We start from the raw sequence: 20,052 nt of genomic DNA on the forward strand, positions 1-20,052 counted from the left end.
TCCCGTGAATTGGGCAAATTTTCATTAATTTTGCAGACTTTAAATAGCGCTTATGACGAAATTTACGGAATATAAGAGTTTGGACCTACCCAAGGTAGCCGAGGACGTACAGTCTTTCTGGGAAGCGCAGCAGATATTTGAGAAAAGCATCAGCAGCAGGGAAGGAAAGGAGAGCTATGTCTTTTACGAAGGACCTCCTTCAGCAAATGGGAAACCAGGTATCCACCATGTAATGGCCAGGACTATCAAGGATATTTTTCCGCGCTATAAAACCATGAAGGGATTCCAGGTGAAGCGTAAGGCCGGGTGGGATACCCATGGTCTCCCCATAGAACTGGGAGTGGAAAAGGAGCTGGGTATTACCAAGGAGGATATTGGGACCAAAATTTCCGTAGAAGAGTACAATGACGCCTGCCGTAAGGCGGTGATGCGGTATACCGATGTGTGGAACGACCTCACTGAAAAGATCGGCTATTGGGTAGATATGGAAAATCCTTATGTGACCTACGAGCCCAAATACATGGAAACCGTTTGGTGGTTGCTGAAGCAGATCTATGACAAAGGACTTATTTACAAAGGTTATACTATACAGCCCTACTCTCCTAAAGCAGGTACAGGGCTTAGCTCTCACGAGCTGAACCAGCCGGGAACTTACCAGGAAGTCACGGATACAACCGTTATAGCGCAATTCAAGACGAAAAAAGAAAGCCTTCCCGCAGGTTTAAAGAAATATCAGGATGAAATTTATTTCCTGGCATGGACTACCACCCCATGGACCCTGCCATCAAACACCGCGTTGACCGTAGGTCCTAAGATAGAATACGCCTTGGTTCGTAGTTTTAACCAGTATACTTATGAGCCTATTCTGGTAATGGTAGCCAAGAACCTGGTGTCCCAGGTATTCTCAGGTAAATTTGAAGCTGTCACAGAAGAAGATACTTTTGATACTTTCACTTCGGACTCCAAGAAGGTCCCTTACCAAATTGTGGATTCATTCACGGGCTCAGAATTGGTAGGAATCCGGTACGAACAACTCTTACCTTACGCACTTCCTTACCAGGACGCGGAGAATGCATTCCGCGTGATCTCCGGTGATTTTGTTACCACCGAGGATGGTACCGGTATCGTACATACCTCGCCTACTTTCGGGGCAGACGATATGCTGGTAGCACAGAATGCCAATCCGCCTGTGCCGCCTTTACTGGTTAAGGACGAGAATGGTAATCCTGTTCCCCTTGTGGATCTGCAGGGTAAATTTCGCCCTGAACTACAAGAGCTCGCCGGGAAATACGTAAAGAACGAATATTACGATGAAGGCGAAGCCCCGGAACGCTCTGTAGACGTGGAGATAGCCATCAAACTCAAAGAAGAGAACAAAGCGTTTAAAGTAGAGAAATATGTGCATACCTACCCCAATTGCTGGCGTACGGATAAGCCAATTCTTTACTATCCGCTGGACTCCTGGTTTATCCAGGTTACTGAGGTTAAAGACCGCATGTGGCAGCTGAACCAAGAGATCAACTGGAAACCCAAAGCTACAGGTGAGGGCAGGTTTGGAAACTGGCTTGCCAATGCCAACGACTGGAACCTTTCGCGTTCGCGTTACTGGGGGATACCTCTGCCGATCTGGAGAACAGAAGACGGGAAGGAAGTAAAATGTATTGGCTCTGTAGCCGAATTAAAGGAGGAGATGGCCAAAGCCGTTTCAGCCGGGCTGATGGAAAAAGACATTTTTGAAGGGTTTGAACCCGGAAACATGGATGAAGCCAATTATGAAAAAATAGACCTGCATAAGAATATCGTAGACCAGGTTGTGCTCTTGTCCGATTCCGGAAAGCCTATGCGCCGTGAGAGTGACCTGATCGATGTTTGGTTTGACAGTGGTTCCATGCCCTACGCCCAGTGGCACTATCCTTTTGAAAATAGTGAACTTATTGATGAAGGCAAGACTTTCCCTGCAGATTTCATCGCGGAAGGTGTAGACCAGACCAGGGGTTGGTTTTATACGCTGCATGCAATTGCTACACTGGTATTCGACTCAGTCGCTTACAAGAACGTTGTCTCCAACGGCCTTGTGCTGGATAAGGAGGGTAAAAAGATGTCTAAACGACTGGGAAATGCAGTAGATCCTTTTGAGACCATGAAAGAGCATGGTCCTGACGCTACCCGCTGGTATATGATCTCTAACGCAAACCCATGGGATAACCTTAAGTTTGATGTAGATGGTATTGTTGAGGTGAAGCGTAAATTTTTCGGGACACTTTATAATACCTATGCTTTTTTTGCACTTTATGCCAACATAGATAGCTTTACTTATAAAGAGGCAGATATACCGCTGAACGAGAGACCGGAGATAGATCAATGGATCCTTTCCGAACTGCATACCCTGATCCGTGAGGTGGAAAATGCCTATGAATCGTACGAACCCACACGTGCTGCAAGGGCAATCTCGGATTACGTTCAGGAAAACCTGAGTAATTGGTATGTCAGGCTCAGCAGGAGACGATTCTGGAAAGGTGATTACCAGCAGGATAAAATTTCTGCCTACCAGACCTTATACACCTGTCTTAAGACCATAGCGCAATTAGGGGCACCGATAGCTCCCTTCTTTATGGACAGGCTCTATTCTGACCTGACAGCGGCTACGGTGAGCGACAGGGAAGAGAGTGTGCACCTGACCAATTTCCCGGTTTACCGGGAAGAGCTGGTGAACAAGTCGCTGGAAAGTAAAATGCAGAAGGCACAGCAGATCTCCTCGCTGGTACTGTCTATCAGGCAGAAAGAGAAGATTAAGGTGAGGCAGCCACTGCAGAAGATCATGATCCCTGTTTTGCACGAAACACAGCGACAGGAGATAGAGGCCGTGGCAGAACTGATAAAATCTGAGGTTAATGTAAAAGAAATCCAATTACTGGACGATGCTTCCGGGGTGTTGGTGAAAAGCATTAAGCCTAATTTTAAAGTGCTGGGCCCCAGGTTTGGTAAGGACATGAAAAAAATAGCCGCAGCCATTGCTGCTATGGGGCAGGAGGATATCCAGAAAATTGAGCAAATAGGCGAAATAAACCTAGGGATAGATAATAAAAGTGTTATCTTACAGTTAAATGAAGTTGAGATTACTTCCCAGGATATCGAGGGTTGGCTCGTAGCCAGCACCGGCTCAATTACCGTAGCTTTAGATATTACCATAGACGAAGACCTACGTAAGGAAGGGATCGCCCGGGAATTAGTCAATCGTATTCAGAACCTCCGAAAGGAGTCCGGCTACGAGGTGACAGATAAGATAGACGTGAAAATCCTGAAAGACGGATTCGTGGAAAAGGCAGTGGAGAGTAATATGCATTATATTAAATCTGAGACCCTGACCGCCGAATTGAACATGGAAGAAAAATTGGATCAAGGGACAGAGATTGCCTTTGATGAGGTTAACACAAAATTATATATCCAAAAACACTGAGTTATGGACAAGGATACAAAAGTGCGCTACAGTGATAAAGAACTCGAGGAGTTCAGAGTGCTAATAGAAGAAAAAATAGAAAAAGCAAAGAGTCACCTGGACCTGCTTCGCAGTTCCTACATGAACGATGGAAACAATGGTACAGACGATACCTCTCCTACCTTTAAGGCGTTTGAGGAGGGCTCGGAAACCATGAGCAAGGAAGCTAACACCCAATTGGCGATCAGGCAGGAAAAATTTATCAGGGACCTCAAGAACGCCTTGATGCGTATTGAGAACAAAACCTATGGTATCTGTAGGGTTACCGGAAAACTCATTAACCGGGAGCGCCTAAAATTGGTTCCGCACGCTACCTTGAGCATTGAAGCCAAGAACATGCAGAAATAAGTAAAGAACGTCCTTCGGGACGTTTTTTTTATGCTATGAATAGTCTGACCATCATCTTACTTAGCTTACTGTGCGGCCTTTTGCATGCACAGAAACAGGTGACAAAAACCTTGGAAGCTAAGGATATCTCTTACCTCCTGGTCGATGCACATCACAGTTACCGCGTAAAACTTACCACGGGCGATTCAGAATTGATCCGCGTTACCGCCCAAAGTGAAGGGGAATACCAGTCTGTCCTGGCCCTAAAGCTGGAAAGTGATGGGGCGACCGCTAAAGTGGCCGCCGGATTTCAGCCAAATTTCCGTTTTCCCAATGACAAACTCGGAGCCCATAAAGTAGTATCGGTTTCCCTGGAGATATCCCTGCCCCTGCGAAAAAATGTAAAGGTTTTTGGGAATAGCAGTAATGTCATTGCCAGTGGGCTATACCAAAACTTTGAAGTTGTACTGGCCGACGGCAGCTGTTCTTTAGAAGATATCCAGGGAACGATCCGCGTCCAGACCCAGCAAGGAGATATTGTACTTATCAATGCAACAGGAGAAGTGGATGCCGAAAGCAGTTATGGTAAAGTGGACCGGGAAATCATACCCCCTGGAGATAATCATTTTTTCCTGCGCACAATCTCGGGGCATATCAGCCTGTTTAAAAAAGAATAATCCCTATTTTAGCGGCAATTATACCACACTGAATGAACTTAAGGAAATCCCTGCTGCTTATAGCCATTGTGCTGCTGGTAGACCAGATCAGTAAAATTTATATCAAAACCAACTTCATCCTGGGTGAGTCTGTCACCGTTTTCAGCTGGTTCAAAATCCTGTTTATCGAGAACGAGGGGGCCGCATGGGGGACTAAACTCAGTGATATTTTACCCATTTCCGATAGTTCAGGGAAGTTGATCCTTACGGTATTCCGTCTCTTCGCGATCGTGGGTATCGGGTACTGGTTGTATGATATCATTCGGAAAGGTGCTTCGAGGACCTTGATCTTCGCAGTATCCCTGATCTTTGCCGGGGCCTTTGGAAATATAATCGATTCCTTATTCTACGGACTTATATTTAACGACAGCAGCAACCAGGTGGCCACGCTCTTCTCTTCTGAGCCTTATGGCGGACTTTTTTACGGCAAGGTTGTGGACATGCTTTATTTTCCCATCATCGATAGCCGCTGGCCGGAGTGGGTTCCGCTAGTCGGTGGACAGATCTTCAGGTTTTTTGAACCGGTCTTTAATATTGCAGATACAGCGATCAGTACCGGGGTTGGTATATTGATCGTATTCAATAAGAAGGCCTTCGGCACTTCTGAGGATCAGGAGGTAAAGTCATAGATCTTTTCAGGGGTAACACAGTAATCCAGGGGTATGTCCGTTTCTTCAATATCGGAAATGACAGGAATTGCCTCAAATAAGGAGAGCCCTATTTTTAAAGTGTCCGGTCTGCAAGCGGACAGGAAGATATCATAAAAGCCTTTTCCATACCCCACCCTGTGCCCTTTCTCATCAAAAGCCAATAGCGGGATAAATACCACGTCGATTTGCTCAACCGGAACCTGAAGTCCATTCAGGGGTTCAGGGATATTCCATTTGTTCTTAGCAATCCGCGTATTATCCGTAAGTAAGAGATGTTCTAATTGATTATTTGCTCCCATCCGTGGGATGACCACCTCTTTATCCCTGCCTTGTAACAAGGTGAGTATATATGAGGTGTCTATCTCTTTTTTCTCTGCGATCTGCAGGAAGAGATGGTAATATTCGTAGTCCCATATCGGGATTTTCAGCAATTGGTTAGCTAGCGAAAGACTGGCCTTATCCAGTACTTCGATATCCATGCTCATCCTGAGTTGGGTGTAATGATTCCTAAGCCCTTTTTTTAACATGAGAGGGAGGGAACGGGTGTAGAACGGGGAACTTATTTTAAGATGTTAATCTTTGGCCGCAACGGCAAAGTAAATTTTAAAGAACAGCATTAACATTAAATACATGCCCAGTGTTATTAAATAGTTATCCATAGATTAAGGTTTTTGACGATAGAAAAATAATGAAAAAATTCAATTCTACTCCATAAAGAGCACATTTTTATCGATAAACAACACATTTTTGGCTGACTTTTAACAGATGCAGCTCTTCAAAAGCTCCAAAAGGGTTGTAAATGCTGAGGCTGCAAACTTTGTCGCAGCGGTAACAGGAATGGATTTTTTTGTCCAAATCTGTCCATAATTTTGGGTTCTAAAACCGCTATTAAGGATATATAACTACATTCTTTGTAGTTATATTTGTAAGACACTACCGTATTGAATGCCCGAAATCCCGATTGATATCCAAGTGAGTACCCTGCCTAACGGTCCGGGGGTCTACCAATTCTATGACAAGGATGGTAAGATTCTCTATGTTGGTAAGGCAAAGAACCTTAAAAAACGGGTAGCATCATATTTTACCAAAACCCACGCCTACGGTAAGACCAAGGTAATGGTTCGGAAGATCGACACTATCAGGCATATTGTAGTGCCAACAGAATCCGATGCCCTCCTGCTTGAAAATAACCTGATCAAGAAATATCGTCCACGCTACAACGTATTGTTGAAGGACGATAAGTCGTACCCATGGATTTGCATTAAAAATGAAAGATTTCCAAGAGTCTTTCCAACCCGGAAGTTGATCCGGGACGGTTCCGAGTACTACGGGCCCTATACTAGTATGAAAACTGTAAAAACGCTGCTGGAACTTGTAAAAAGTGTATATCCACTGCGTACCTGTAATTATGATCTTTCGGAGGAAAAGATCCAGGCCGGGAAATACAAGGTCTGCCTCGAATACCACTTAGGGAATTGCCTGGGTCCTTGTGAGGGACTGCAGTCAGAGCAAGCCTACAACCAGCAGATAGAAGACATCCGCCAGATCCTGAAAGGAAATTTTAAGTTCGCCCTGCAATACCTTAAAAAAGAGATGAAGGCCAAGGCGGAGGCCATGGAGTTCGAGGCTGCCCAACGATTAAAAGACAAGATAGACGTGCTGGAGAATTACCAGGCAAAAAGTACTATCGTCAACCCCAGGATCACGAACGTGGATGTTTTTTCCATCGTTTCAGATGAAGCTTTTGCCTACGTCAATTTTCTGCAACTTGCCCATGGAGCTATCATCCGGTCACATACCATAGAGCTGAAGAAAAAATTGGATGAATCAGATGAAGAATTGCTGACCCTGGCCATTACGGAAATACGGCAGCGATTTGATTCAAACTCCCGCGAGATCTATGTGCCCTTTCCTGTAGAGGTAAGCCCGGACATAAAAGTAACAGTGCCTAAGCTGGGGGACAAGAAATTGATCCTGGATCTCTCCCAGCGAAATGCCCGGTATTTCAGGCAGGACCGCTTTAACCAGATTAAAATAATAGATCCGGACAGGCACACCAAGCGGATTATGGCGCAGATGAAGAAAGACCTGCGACTTTCCAAAGAGCCCAGGCACTTAGAATGCTTTGATAACTCAAATATACAGGGCACTAACCCGGTAGCTGCCTGCGTTGTGTTCCGGGATGGGAAGCCTTCTAAAAAAGAATACCGGCATTTTAAGATCAAGACCGTAACCGGGCCGGATGATTATGCCTCTATGGAGGAAGTGGTATTCAGAAGGTACAGGCGGATGCTGGACGAAGGAGAAGAGCTACCGCAACTTATTGTTATCGATGGGGGGAAGGGGCAACTTTCCGCTGCACTGAAAAGCCTGGAGATTTTAGGGCTCCGGGGCACCATCGCGATCATTGGTATCGCCAAACGACTGGAGGAGATCTATTTCCCGGATGACCCGGTTCCGCTTTACCTGGACAAGAAATCGGAAACCCTGAAGATCATACAGACAGCGAGAAACGAAGCCCACAGGTTTGGGATTAAGTTTCATCGTAACAAACGCAGTAAAACCGCAATTTCTTCCGAACTTGAGGCCATAGATGGGATAGGGGAAAAGACTGCCAGTGACCTGCTTAAAAATTTCAGGTCTGTAAAAAGGGTTAAAGAGGCTTCCTTTGAAGACCTGTCCAAGGCTATAGGAAAAGCTAAAGCCAGGATCGTTTATGATCGTTTTCATTAATTAATTTCTATGAGGTATTTTGTTCTTCTCGCGTTACTTTTTTTGACCACGGGTAGCATTGCACAGCAGGCTGTTAACCAAGCCCCGGTTAAGGTCGGTTTAGTGCTAAGCGGTGGCGGAGCCAAAGGGATTGCGCACATCGGGGCATTGAAGGTGATTGAAGAAGCGGGCGTGCATATAGATTATATTGGAGGGACAAGTATGGGAGCCATTGTCGGGGCGTTGTATGCCAGTGGATATTCTGCCTCTGAACTGGATTCTATTTTCAGGAGTACAGATTTTAATGACCTGATCCAGGACAACCTTCCCAGGAGCGCCAAAACCTTTTATGAGAAAGATGATGCAGAGCGCTACGCCCTGACCCTTCCGTTTACGAATTTCAGGATCAGCTTTCCCCCCGCGATCTCCAGCGGGCAGAGCATTTATAACGAATTGGTCCGCCTCTTATACCACGTAAAGGATGTGGACGATTTTAATCAACTTCCAATTCCGTTCTTTTGTATTGCGACCAACGTAGAGACCGGGGAGGAAGTATTGCTAGATAAAGGGTACCTGCCCGAGGCCATCATGGCCAGTGGAACTTTTCCCTCACTGTTTGAGCCTGCCGAAATTGACGGTCAGATCCTGATTGACGGTGGTGTGCTGAACAATTACCCTATAGACGAGGTAAAAGCCCTTGGAGCTAATTTTATTATCGGGGTAGATGTGCAGCATGGGCTCAGGGACAGGGAATCCCTGTTGTCTGCAACAGAGGTGTTATTGCAGATCAACAACTATCGCACCGTGGGTGCCATGACCCAGAAGTCTGCAGATACCGATATCTATATTAAGCCGGAAATCGATAAATTCTCGGTCATCGATTTTAACCTGAAAGAGACCATTGCTGAACGGGGGGAGGAAGCAACCCGGGTACATATGGACGCGCTAAAGGAGCTGGCTGCCCGACAGCAGGAGGCTCCTAAAGGATCAACACCGATACCTGCAGTGGATTCCCTGACTGTAAACCGCCTGATTATTACCGGGAATGATAATTATACCAGGGGATATGTAAAGGGGAAGCTTAGGTTCAGCCTGGGTGAACCCACCACCTTTGAAAAACTGCAACAAGGGATCAGCAACCTGGCAGCAACGACGAACTTCCAGACCATCAGGTATAAACTGATCTCTAATGGCCTGGCCCAGGACCTGATCATCAGCCTGAAGGAGGCACCCAATAAGACCTTTATAAGGATGTCTGCACATTACGATGACTTATATAAAAGTGCAGCACTGATCAACATCACCAGGAAAAGGTTTCTGTTCAATGATGATGTGGCCTCCCTGGACATTATCCTCGGGGATAACGTCCGCTATAATATGCAGTACTATATAGATAAGGGGTTTTACTGGAGTTTCGGCATCAATTCGCGTTTCAATGAATTTTCAAGGGAGATCAGTTCGGACCTGATCACTTCTAATTTCGAATTGCCGGGTGCAGAGTTGATCAACAACCTAAATATAGACGTTACCGATCTCACCAACCAGGCTTACATTCAGACCGTGTTGCAGGAAGAATTTGCTTTTAGCCTGGGAGTGGAACATAAATTCTTAAAATACTCTTCCCTGACCCTCAACCAACCCGCACAGGATTCGCTCCCGCCAACTTCGGCCAGGACAGTATTTGAGAAGAGTAATTATTTCAGCACATACGGTAAGCTTACCCTGGATACCTATAACGACTCCTACTTTCCCAGCCGGGGCTTATACTTTGACGGCGATTTTCACGTCTACCTGCTGTCTTCTGATTTCAATAATAATTTTAAAGAGTTCTCTATCGCCAAAGCACGGATGGGTATGGCCTTCCCAATTGTACCCAAACTTTCTGTCAATGTAGAGACCGAAGGTGGTTTTAAGCTGGGCACCTCTAATGTCACTGCGCTGGACTTTGTCCTGGGAGGTTACGGGGCGTCCTTCATTAACAATTTTGTGCCCTTTTTCGGCTATGACTACCTCAGTCTTCCGGGGAACAGCTATGTTAAGGCGTATATGCGACTGGATTACGAATTTGCCTCAAACAACCACTTGCTTTTCGCGGCCAATATGGCCAATGTGGAGGATGATATCTTCCGTACAGGGGAATGGTTCACCGCCCCCGATTACACCGGTTTTGCCATAGGCTACGGCTGGCAGTCTTTTATGGGCCCGGTGCAGGCATACTATGCCTGGTCGCCCGAACTGGGCGATGGGCGCGTATTGATCAGCGTGGGCTACTGGTTCTGAATTTCTGCAGCCGCGCCCCACCGGGCCGGCGCCTGTACTACAAGGTTTGAGAAGCAGCCCGGATACGCTGCTGTTTCATAGAATTTTACGATATTTGCAGCACAAGGAACGCCCTATGTTAGCTATGCGAACGGATATTTCTGCCCACCTCAGGGCAATGTGGTAATACGGATTGACTTCAATCCCGGTACAGTTCTTTATATTTTCTAATTACAATTCAGTAAATTATTATGGCAACACTAGATAAAACCTCTTTACAACTACCTAAAGAAAACCCGGAAGCAGAAGATTTCCTGCCACTCCTGGGAACGGACCACGTAGAATTATACGTGGGTAATGCAAAACAAGCTGCTCATTATTATATGTCGGCATGGGGATTTCAACCCTTGGCTTATTCAGGCCTGGAGACCGGTTCCAAGGACAGGGTCTCTTACGTCCTGCAGCAGGATAAGATCCGCTTAATCCTAACTTCTCCTATGCGACCTGGGGGAGAGATCAATAAGCATATCGACTCTCATGGGGATGGTGTAAAATCCATTGCATTATGGGTAGATGATGCTACGAAAAGCTACGAGGAAACCACCAAGCGCGGTGCCAAAAGTTACATGGAACCTAAAACCATTAAGGACGAACACGGAGAAGTCACCCTTTCCGGGATTCATACCTATGGTGAAACGGTCCACATTTTTGTAGAACGCTCCAAGTACGACGGGATCTTTATGCCCGGCTACAGGAAATGGGATCCGCATTACAAGCCTTCTGATGTAGGTCTTAAGTACATAGATCACATGGTGGGTAATGTCGGCTGGAACGAGATGAACAAATGGTGCGAATTCTATGCTAAGGTGATGGGCTTTGCACAACTGGTGTCCTTTGACGATAAAGATATCTCTACAGATTATACAGCCCTGATGAGTAAGGTGATGAGCAACGGGAACGGGCGTATAAAATTCCCGATCAATGAACCTGCTGAAGGGAAGAAGAAATCACAGATAGAGGAGTACATAGAATTCTATAACGGAGCCGGTGTGCAGCACATGGCTTTGGCAACAGATAACATCATACAAACGGTTGCTTCCCTGCGCGATCGCGGGGTGGAATTCCTGACCGTTCCTGCTACCTATTACGAGGATGTGCTGGACCGCGTTGGGGAGATCGATGAGAACCTGGAACCCCTCAGGGAATTAGGAATCCTTATCGACCGGGATGACGAAGGATACCTTCTGCAGATATTCACCAAACCCATCCTGGACAGGCCTACCATGTTTATCGAGATCATACAACGAAAAGGAGCCAAATCATTCGGGAAAGGAAACTTTAAGGCCCTGTTCGAGGCGATAGAGCGCGAGCAGGAATCAAGGGGCACATTATAAGAGCCGTTTTCCTGATAAAATGTGAATTTTGAAGCTGATACTATAAAGTATTGTTAACGGTGGAGTTAAAGTACGTTAAAAGGTTTTTCACTCCCTGATTACCGCCGTATTTTTGTGTCATGCAAGGGGTGGTTCCCTTGTTACTTTAAGTATTGGTTTTTCATAATTTAAAGTTTGGTTGGTTATTTAGGAAAAGCCCCGACGCTCGTCGGGGCTTTTTTTTGTCTCTTTTTACGCCCAGTCCGTGCGCGGTATCCCAGCAGCAGCACAATACTTTGGAACAAAATTTGTTTAAATAACCGAAAACGTATTCAAATGAGGCCCTATTTAGTACTTTTGAGGCAAATTAAGGCGATGAGAAAGTTTGCTTGGCTCTTACTGTTATTGCTCAGTGCATCAGCATATTCGCAATACCAGGAACCCTATGGTAAACCGGCACCGGAATCGGCCTTTAAGGTCGGTGAATGGCTGAAATTCCGTATTCATTACGGCTTCCTGAATGCCAGTTATGCTACGCTACACGTCAAAGAAGACAAGGTACAGGGTTCCCCTGTTTACCACGTGGTGGGTAAAGGCCGTACCACCGGATTCGCCAGTATATTCTTCAAGGTGGACGATACCTATGAAAGTTATTTTGACAAGAAAGATGGCAAGCCCTATAAGTTTGTCCGCAAAATAGACGAAGGTGGGTACACCAAGGATATTGAGATCAATTTTGACCACAGGGAAGATCAGGCGCTACTGAACGACAAGAAAAATAAGAAAAAGTTTAATTTTAACTTCCAGGAAAGCATCCACGACCTGATCTCGGCCTTCTACTACCTGCGTAACCATTATAATCCTGAAGACCTGGTGGTTGGCAAGTCTATAGAGCTGAACATGCTTTATGATGACGACGGTATTTTCAAATTCCGTTTGAAATACCTTGGAAAAGAAGTGCTGAAGACCAAATACGGTAAAGTAGAATGTCTTAAATTTCGGCCCTACGTACAGGCGGGAAGGGTGTTCAAAGAACAAGGAGATATCTCTCTTTGGGTATCCAATGATATGAACCGTATTCCTATCAGGATTAAAGCGGATATTGCTGTTGGTTCTATAAAGGCAGACCTGGACGGTTATAACGGTCTTAAGCACCAGTTTAAGATCATAATGGACTAAACCACTTTATGAAGGATAATGATAAGCTGCAATCGCAATTAGAAAAACTGGAAGAAAAGTTCAAGGATTCCGGCCAGGATATGAGTTCTTACCTGGACGGCCTGCTTTACCAAAGATATCTTACCTATTGGGATTACATCCACCTGGACACCCTGTTAAGCCTGCAGGTGCCCAGGACACATTTTCCAGATGAAGAGATCTTCATCATGTATCACCAGATCACCGAGCTTTATTTTAAATTGATACTGCACGAGCAGAAGCAGATCGTTGATGATAAGTCTCAGGACGTAGTTTTCTTTACGGAAAAGGTGAACCGCATCAACAGTTATTACAAGGCCCTTATCTCCTCTTTCAGTATAATGATCCGGGGAATGGAAAGGGAGCAGTTCCTGAAATACCGCATGGCCCTTTTACCGGCTAGTGGATTCCAGTCTGCCCAGTTCAGGATGATCGAGATTTACGCTACTCCATTAGAAAACCTGGTACATGCAGATACTCGTGAGCAGTATGGGCCGGAGAACAGTATTGAAGAGCTGTATGAGCAGATGTACTGGAAGCGTGGTGCAACTGACCTGTCAACCGGGGAAAAGACCCTGACCTTAAAACAATTTGAGTACCGCTACACCCCAAGATTCATCCGGATCGCCAATGAAGTAAAGGGTTGCACTATCTATGAAAAATATCAGCAGTTACCTGCTGATAGTAAGGATAATAAAGCGCTGAAAGAAGCGTTAAAGCTAATGGATGTGAATGCCAATGTGAACTGGAACCTGATGCATATAGGATCGGCCCATAGGTACCTGAGCAAAGGGGATGAGCAGATCGATGCGACGGGCGGAACCAACTGGAAGCAATACCTGCCTCCAAGCTTCCAGAAAATCGTTTTCTTTCCGGAGGTTCACACCAATGAAGAGTTAAATAATTGGGGAAAACAATGGGTAGACCATATCTTTAACCCCGAGAAAATAAAACACTAGGAATGCGAAAAATCTGGGGCACCTTCCTCTTACTGTCAATTCTCCTGGCTTCCTGTAAAGATCAGCAGGCCATCGATGAAACCGCCAGCGCGGATGTCGAGATCAAAAAAAACAAAGAACCAAAAATTGAAGAGCGGTTTGGGTTTAACCTGGCCGACTTTAACGTGGTTCGGGATACCATCCGTCGTGGTGATAGCTTCGGGGAACTGATGACGGCCAATAAGGTAGACTATCCTAAGATTTTCAAGATATCCACAGAATTTAAAGACACTATAGATGTAAGGCGTATCCGCGTTGGAAGGCCTTACCTGATCCTCAAATCCAAAGACAGCCTGGATGCCGCCCAGGTATTCATCTATCAGAATGATGTGATCAATTATACCGTGGTGGATTTCCGGGACAGCGTTTCTGCTTACAAGGGAAAACGAAAGGTGAAATACGTGCCCCGGGAAGCTTCCGGTATCATTACTTCGTCCCTTTCTGAAACCATCATGGAGCAGGGCATAGACTACAATGTCACTAATAACCTGGCCGACATTTATGCCTGGACGATCGACTTCTTCCATCTTCAGCGCGGCGATAAGTTCAAAGTGATCTATAAGGAAAAATACATCAACGATACTATTTATGCAGGAGCTACTCCCATTGAAGCGGCTTATTTTGAGCACAACGGGGAGCCTATCTACGCCTTTGCCTACGAATCCGATTCGCTTAAGAACGTAATAGATTATTATGACGACCAAGCGAATAACCTGAGAAGGACATTCCTTCGTGCACCTGTCAAGTTTAGCCGCATATCTTCTAAGTACAACCTGAAACGCCGGATTGCGTATTACGGCTATAAAGTTCGTCCTCATAAAGGAACCGACTTTGCAGCGGGGATCGGGACACCGATCATGGCTACGGCAGATGGGATCGTAACCGAATCTACCCGCAGGGGAGGCAATGGAAAATATGTAAAGATCCGCCACAACGGCACTTATAGCACACAGTACCTTCATATGAAGGCACAAAATGTAAAAAAGGGTGACTTTGTACGCCAGGGCGATGTGATTGGCTGGATCGGGATGACCGGGAATACCGGTGGACCCCATGTCTGTTATAGATTCTGGAAGAATGGAAGGCAGGTAGATCCACTACGTGAAAAACTCCCCGCGGCAGAGCCACTGCCCGAACCGTTGAGACCGGCGTATTATGAATTCATCAACCCTAAAAAGGTGCAGTTGGATTGCATGGAATACGACCAGTTCGCGACGGAAGATCTTTTAACAATGAAATGAGAACATGCCTTTAGAGAACATTAATCCTGAGACCACCAATGCCTGGAAAGGTCTGGAGAAACATTACCAGGACACGAAATCGCTGGAACTGAAGAACTTATTTAAAGATGATCCCAAGAGGGCTGAGAAATTCAGCATTCATTGGGGTTCTTTTTTGGTGGATATGTCTAAGCATCGCATCACCTCGGACACGCGCAAATTGTTATTGCAACTCGCCGATGAATGTGGTTTAAAAGAGGCAATCGATAAATATTATAAAGGTGACCCGATCAACCTAACCGAGGGAAGAGCTGTATTGCATACTGCACTGAGAGCAAAAAAATCAGAGCAGGTGATGGTAGATGGGCAGAACGTGGTACAGGAAGTTTACCAGGTTCGGGAGCAGATGAAAGCCTTCACCGAGGCTGTAATTTCCGGGGATAAAAAAGGTTATACCGGGAAAGCCATTACGGATATTGTGAACATCGGGATCGGTGGTTCAGACCTCGGCCCTGCCATGATCACCGAGGCGCTGCAGTTTTACAGCAATCACCTGAAGACACACTTCGTGAGTAACGTGGATGGCGACCATATCCACGAAACCCTTAAATTACTGAACCCGGAGACCACCTTATTTGTGATTGTTTCTAAAACCTTCACTACACAGGAGACCCTGAGCAATGCCACTACAGCTAAGAAATGGTTCCTGAAACATGCTAGCCAGGCAGATGTGGCCAGGCATTTCGCCGCTGTTTCTACCAATACCGAAAAGATAGATGAATTTGGAATTGCCGCGGAACATGTCTTCCCAATGTGGGATTGGGTAGGAGGACGATTCTCCCTGTGGAGTGCGGTAGGACTATCTGTTGCCCTGGCTGTAGGTTTTAAGAACTTTGAATACCTGCTGGAAGGAGCTCGCGAAATGGATGAACATTTCAGAACTGCGGATTTTGAAGAGAATATCCCGGTTATGCTGGCTATGATCAGTATCTGGTACAATAATTTTTATGGGGCCGAAACTGAAGCAATCATTCCGTACAGCCAATACCTGAACCGCTTGTCTGCATACCTGCAGCAAGGCATTATGGAAAGTAACGGGAAAAGTGTAGACCGCAATGGGAACAGGGTGAACTACGAAACCGGTACTATAATATGGGGGGAGCCGGGAACTAACTCCCAGCATGCCTTCTTCCAATTGATCCACCAGGGCACAAAACTGATTCCTGCAGATTTTATCGGCTTTAAGAAATCATTGCATGGAGACCAGGACCATCACCTGAAACTGATGGCAAATTTCTTTGCACAGACAGAAGCCCTGATGAATGGAAAAACTGCTGTGGAAGTTACCGCCGAACTGGAAAAACAAGGTATGTCTGCTGATGCACTTGCTTCACTGCGTCCTTTTAAAGTGTTTGAAGGGAATAAGCCTACGACTACTATCCTGATAGAGAAGCTTTCTCCGCGAAGCCTGGGATCCCTGGTTGCCATGTATGAGCATAAGATCTTTGTGCAAGGTGTGATCTGGAATATCTTCAGTTTTGATCAATGGGGGGTTGAGTTAGGAAAGCAGCTGGCCTCTACTATTCTCAGCGAATTAAAAGGCGAAGAATCTGGAAATCACGACAGTTCTACCAAGCAGCTCCTGGAGTTTTTTAAGAGATAATTAACAAATTTTCTATATCTTCGCCCTCGGAAAAAAGCTTCCCGGGAGCATATTTAGGGTTGATTCCGCGCGTTTTTTAACAACCGGATTTAACATTACCTTAATACTCGCCTCCTTAAAAAGGGAGATTTTTGCACCGCATATTTAAACACAAAAACACAATGCACATGAAACAATTGTACTTTGCAATCGCTGCTTTCCTTTGTATGGCAGTAGGTTTTGCACAGGGGGTTACAACTTCCTCTATCGGGGGAAAAGTAACAGACCAGACCGGGGAGCCTTTACTGGGTGCGACCATCGTTGCAGTTCACCAGCCATCTGGAACTACTTACGGTGCCGCCACCGATTTTGACGGCTTTTACCGGATCTCTAACATGAGAACCGGCGGACCCTACACTGTTACTATTTCTTATGTAGGTTTCAATGAGAATGTCAGCAGTGACGTTTACCTAAGCCTTGGTCAGACTGCCCGTATCAGCGCAGAGCTTTCCGAGTCTGCGACCGCACTGGATGAGGTTGTTTTGACAGGTGTTTCTAACTCGGTTTTCAGTTCAAATAAGACCGGTTCTGAGACCAACATCTCTCAGCGAGAGATTGCTACCATCCCTGCAGCTTCGCGTTCTATTGCGGATTTCGTTAGGTTAACTCCTCAGGCGCAGGTAACTGAAGGGAATGATGGATTCTCTGTCTCCCTTGCAGGTCAGAACAACCGTTACAACGCTATCTATATTGATGGAGCTGTTAACAATGATGTTTTCGGACTTGCCGGTTCTGGAACCAACGGAGGTCAGACAGGTGTTAACCCATTCTCTGTGGATGCAATCGAAACCTTCCAGGTGAACATCGCTCCTTTTGATGTACGCCAGTCAGGATTCTCCGGGGGATCGATCAACGCGATCACCAGGTCGGGATCTAACGAGTTTGAAGGATCTGCTTACTCTTTCTTCAGGAACGAGAGCTTGGTAGGTAAAACTCCACCTTCATTAGTAGGAGACGGGGAAGAGCGTAGCAAGGTTGCAGATTTTAAAGCCCTTACTTACGGGGTTCGTTTAGGTGGGCCGATCATCGAGGATAAATTATTCTTCTTCGTGAACTACGAGCGCCAGGATGACGAAACTCCACAGCCATTTAATTTCAGCAACTACGCTGGTCGTGCCAGCCGTGCTGAAGTAGATAACCTGGCTAACTTTTTGCAAACTACATACGGGTACAACCCGGGGATCTTTGATGCCAACACCAGGACACTTGTCAGTGATAAACTTACTGCCAAGATCGACTGGAACATCAACCAAGACCACAAATTATCTTTCCGTCATGGATACGTAAAGGGAGACAACCTTGAAGCACGTAGCTCTGGGAACAGGAATATTGGTTTTATCAATGGATCTGAGTCTTTCGTAACAACGACTAACTCTTCGGCCCTGGAGATCAGCTCTAGGTTTGGAAATAAATATGCGAACAACTTCGTAGCCAGTTATACTCGTGTAAGGGATGACCGTGATCCTCTTGGTCAGCCTTTCCCGACAGTAGACATTCAAGATGGTGGAGGAACTATATCTTTCGGATCCGAGCCTTTCTCAACAGCTAACTTGCTGAACCAGGATGTTTACACATTCACAAACAACTTTGATATTTATGCCGGTAGGCATACCGTCACCTTGGGTGCTAACATGGAATATGCGAAAATGCTGAACCTGTTCTTCGCATTCAACTATGGAGATTATACATTCGAAGACCAGTTTGACAATGATGGTAACCTGCTTTCTTCAGGGATCAACCAGTTCATTACAGGTCAGAACGCAGACGTTTACCAGCATGGTTACTCGCTTATCGGTAACGGTGTTACCGGGGACGAATCTGCCGGTTCTTCTCAGTTTGATACCTTCCAGGCCGGTTTCTATATCCAGGATGAGATCCAGGTAACAGATAACTTCAAGGCCACAATTGGTGCTCGTATTGATATTCCTTACTGGTCTGACGGACCTGTTAACGAAGATTTCAACAACAGGACTGTTGGCATCCTTGAGTCATTCGGGAAAGACCTGCAGGGCGCTCGTGTAGGACAGGGAATTGATCCGAACGTACACTTTGCACCAAGGTTAGGTTTCAACTGGAGCCTGAGAGGAGACCTTACTACGCAGATCCGTGGTGGTATCGGGGTATTTACTTCCCGTCTGCCATTGGTATGGCCAGGAGGTACTTACAACAATAACGGTAGTATTGGTGGTTTCATGTTCGAATTTAACCAGCCATTTGAGCCAAACGTAAACCAGCAGTTTGAAGATCCTGCTCCTGGAAGCGGAGGATTTGGTGGAAACATCGACCTGATCGCCAAGGATTTCAAATTACCACAGGTAGCGAAATTCAATATCGCCATCGACCAGGAACTTCCTATCTGGAACCTGATCGCTTCTGCTGACTTCCTGTACACTGATGTGATCCAGGATATCTACTACGAGAACCTGAACCTGAGAGGCCCAGCAGGGTTCTACGAAGGTGCCGATAACCGTCCATTCTACGATCGTAGGAATGAGATCGATGATACTTACCAGGGAATCTACCTGGCTTCTAACACAGGAGGAGGTAACTCTACTAACGTTTCCTTCACCCTTAGGAAGCCGTACCAGAACGGGTTCTCAGGACAGGCATCTTATACCTTCGGGGAGTCTAACAAGATCTTTGATGGTACTTCTTCACAGAACAGTTCTCAATGGAGGAACCAGATCACTGTAAATGGTAAAAACTCTAACCTTCCTGTAACCCGTTCAGACTTTGCTCTTGGAAACAGGATCACTGCTAACCTTAACTACGAGTTAACCTGGAATGAGAACGTAAGTACTACCATCGGTTTATTCTACGAAGGTGTACAGAGCGGACCATACAGCTTTACTTACCGTGAAGGACGTGATTTACTGAATGATGATTCCAGGGACAATGCACTGATCTACATCCCTGCAAGTGCAGACGAAATCACTTTCTCCGGAACTGCAGTTGAGCAAGCTGCTCAGTATGACAGGCTGGAGACTTTCATCAACAGCGTTGAGTACCTTCGTGAGAACAAAGGTGGTTATGCTGAAAGGAATGCATCTCGCGGACCATGGAGCCACGTTGTAGACCTTAAGGTTCTGCAGGACTTCACTGTAAACTGGGGAAATAAGGAGCACACGCTTCAGTTCTCTGCTGATATTTTCAACTTCACCAACCTGTTAAACAAGGATTGGGGTAAGCGTAAGTTCATCAGGAGCGAAGTATCACCTTTAACCACTGTTTCTACAGGAAGCACTCCAACATTTGCAATCAACGATGGTGTGATCAACGCAGACGGTACTCCGAACATGGAGGAACTGGACGACTTTGGTCTTCAGTCATCCAGGTGGCAGGCACAACTGGGTATCCGCTATATCTTTAACTAAGAGACCTTTAGTATATATAGAACCCCGG

Annotated in this window: 13 protein-coding genes; 12 read left to right on the forward strand and 1 reads right to left on the reverse strand. The window is 45.8% G+C overall.

Annotation, left to right across the window (positions count from 1 at the left end; translation table 11 throughout):
* The first annotated feature begins 52 nt into the window (after window positions 1–52).
* The 4 genes from ileS to PP178_RS05525 are packed head-to-tail and all read left to right on the forward strand — an operon-like array spanning window position 53 to window position 5,168.
* Complete coding sequence (gene ileS / locus PP178_RS05510) at window positions 53–3,457, forward strand: isoleucine--tRNA ligase (RefSeq protein WP_272593307.1); 3,405 nt, start codon at window positions 53–55, stop codon at window positions 3,455–3,457.
* A gap of 3 nt (window positions 3,458–3,460) precedes the next feature.
* On the forward strand, window positions 3,461–3,844 hold the full coding sequence (locus PP178_RS05515; RefSeq protein WP_272593308.1) for a TraR/DksA family transcriptional regulator: 384 nt from the start codon (window positions 3,461–3,463) through the stop codon (window positions 3,842–3,844).
* Between the two features lie 35 nt (window positions 3,845–3,879).
* The gene (locus PP178_RS05520) at window positions 3,880–4,500 is read left to right on the forward strand and encodes a DUF4097 family beta strand repeat-containing protein (RefSeq protein WP_272593309.1); all 621 of its coding nucleotides are present in this window, start codon (window positions 3,880–3,882) and stop codon (window positions 4,498–4,500) included.
* Between the two features lie 32 nt (window positions 4,501–4,532).
* Window positions 4,533–5,168 (forward strand): lipoprotein signal peptidase, encoded by a 636-nt coding sequence (locus tag PP178_RS05525; protein WP_272593310.1) that lies wholly within the window; start codon window positions 4,533–4,535, stop codon window positions 5,166–5,168.
* On the opposite strand, the gene PP178_RS05530 is transcribed toward PP178_RS05525, so the two are convergent.
* Window positions 5,150–5,716: a 5-formyltetrahydrofolate cyclo-ligase gene (locus tag PP178_RS05530; protein ID WP_272593311.1), complete on the reverse strand. Its 567-nt coding sequence runs from the start codon at window positions 5,714–5,716 to the stop codon at window positions 5,150–5,152. The genes PP178_RS05525 and PP178_RS05530 overlap by 19 nt on opposite strands.
* Window positions 5,717–6,134: 418 nt before the next feature.
* On the opposite strand from PP178_RS05530, the gene uvrC reads away from it, so the two are divergent.
* From uvrC to PP178_RS05570, 8 genes are all read left to right on the forward strand, one after another.
* Complete coding sequence (uvrC, locus tag PP178_RS05535) at window positions 6,135–7,922, forward strand: excinuclease ABC subunit UvrC (protein ID WP_272593312.1); 1,788 nt, start codon at window positions 6,135–6,137, stop codon at window positions 7,920–7,922.
* Window positions 7,923–7,931: 9 nt separating this feature from the next.
* Complete coding sequence (locus tag PP178_RS05540) at window positions 7,932–10,181, forward strand: patatin-like phospholipase family protein (protein ID WP_272593313.1); 2,250 nt, start codon at window positions 7,932–7,934, stop codon at window positions 10,179–10,181.
* 230 nt (window positions 10,182–10,411) lie between these two features.
* The gene (gene hppD / locus PP178_RS05545) at window positions 10,412–11,554 is read left to right on the forward strand and encodes a 4-hydroxyphenylpyruvate dioxygenase (protein ID WP_272593314.1); all 1,143 of its coding nucleotides are present in this window, start codon (window positions 10,412–10,414) and stop codon (window positions 11,552–11,554) included.
* A 354-nt stretch (window positions 11,555–11,908) separates the two neighbouring features.
* Window positions 11,909–12,712, forward strand: coding sequence for a DUF3108 domain-containing protein (locus PP178_RS05550; protein WP_272593315.1), 804 nt, complete (start codon window positions 11,909–11,911; stop codon window positions 12,710–12,712).
* 8 nt (window positions 12,713–12,720) lie between these two features.
* Complete coding sequence (locus PP178_RS05555; RefSeq protein ID WP_272593316.1) at window positions 12,721–13,689, forward strand: tryptophan 2,3-dioxygenase family protein; 969 nt, start codon at window positions 12,721–12,723, stop codon at window positions 13,687–13,689.
* A gap of 2 nt (window positions 13,690–13,691) precedes the next feature.
* Entirely contained in the window at window positions 13,692–14,969 is a 1,278-nt protein-coding gene (locus PP178_RS05560) for a peptidoglycan DD-metalloendopeptidase family protein (RefSeq protein ID WP_272593317.1), read from the forward strand.
* A gap of 4 nt (window positions 14,970–14,973) precedes the next feature.
* On the forward strand, window positions 14,974–16,611 hold the full coding sequence (gene pgi / locus PP178_RS05565; protein WP_272593318.1) for a glucose-6-phosphate isomerase: 1,638 nt from the start codon (window positions 14,974–14,976) through the stop codon (window positions 16,609–16,611).
* A 167-nt stretch (window positions 16,612–16,778) separates the two neighbouring features.
* Window positions 16,779–20,024: a TonB-dependent receptor gene (locus PP178_RS05570; protein WP_272593319.1), complete on the forward strand. Its 3,246-nt coding sequence runs from the start codon at window positions 16,779–16,781 to the stop codon at window positions 20,022–20,024.
* The last annotated feature ends 28 nt before the right edge of the window (window positions 20,025–20,052 follow it).

Origin of the sequence: Zeaxanthinibacter sp. PT1 (assembly GCF_028464225.1) — a bacterium.
In the GTDB taxonomy this organism is placed as follows: domain Bacteria; phylum Bacteroidota; class Bacteroidia; order Flavobacteriales; family Flavobacteriaceae; genus Zeaxanthinibacter.

Excerpts from the sequence above, each read along its gene's own strand:
- PP178_RS05515 (WP_272593308.1), top strand. The coding sequence starts at position 3,461 with ATGGACAAGGATACAAAAGTGCGCTACAGTGATAAAGAACTCGAGGAG.
- ileS (WP_272593307.1), top strand. The coding sequence starts at position 53 with ATGACGAAATTTACGGAATATAAGAGTTTGGACCTACCCAAGGTAGCC.
- pgi (WP_272593318.1), top strand. The coding sequence starts at position 14,974 with ATGCCTTTAGAGAACATTAATCCTGAGACCACCAATGCCTGGAAAGGT.
- PP178_RS05540 (WP_272593313.1), top strand. The coding sequence starts at position 7,932 with ATGAGGTATTTTGTTCTTCTCGCGTTACTTTTTTTGACCACGGGTAGC.
- PP178_RS05525 (WP_272593310.1), top strand. The coding sequence starts at position 4,533 with ATGAACTTAAGGAAATCCCTGCTGCTTATAGCCATTGTGCTGCTGGTA.
- uvrC (WP_272593312.1), top strand. The coding sequence starts at position 6,135 with ATGCCCGAAATCCCGATTGATATCCAAGTGAGTACCCTGCCTAACGGT.
- PP178_RS05555 (WP_272593316.1), top strand. The coding sequence starts at position 12,721 with ATGAAGGATAATGATAAGCTGCAATCGCAATTAGAAAAACTGGAAGAA.
- PP178_RS05550 (WP_272593315.1), top strand. The coding sequence starts at position 11,909 with ATGAGAAAGTTTGCTTGGCTCTTACTGTTATTGCTCAGTGCATCAGCA.
- PP178_RS05530 (WP_272593311.1), bottom strand. The coding sequence starts at position 5,716 with ATGTTAAAAAAAGGGCTTAGGAATCATTACACCCAACTCAGGATGAGC.
- PP178_RS05520 (WP_272593309.1), top strand. The coding sequence starts at position 3,880 with ATGAATAGTCTGACCATCATCTTACTTAGCTTACTGTGCGGCCTTTTG.
- hppD (WP_272593314.1), top strand. The coding sequence starts at position 10,412 with ATGGCAACACTAGATAAAACCTCTTTACAACTACCTAAAGAAAACCCG.
- PP178_RS05560 (WP_272593317.1), top strand. The coding sequence starts at position 13,692 with ATGCGAAAAATCTGGGGCACCTTCCTCTTACTGTCAATTCTCCTGGCT.
- PP178_RS05570 (WP_272593319.1), top strand. The coding sequence starts at position 16,779 with ATGAAACAATTGTACTTTGCAATCGCTGCTTTCCTTTGTATGGCAGTA.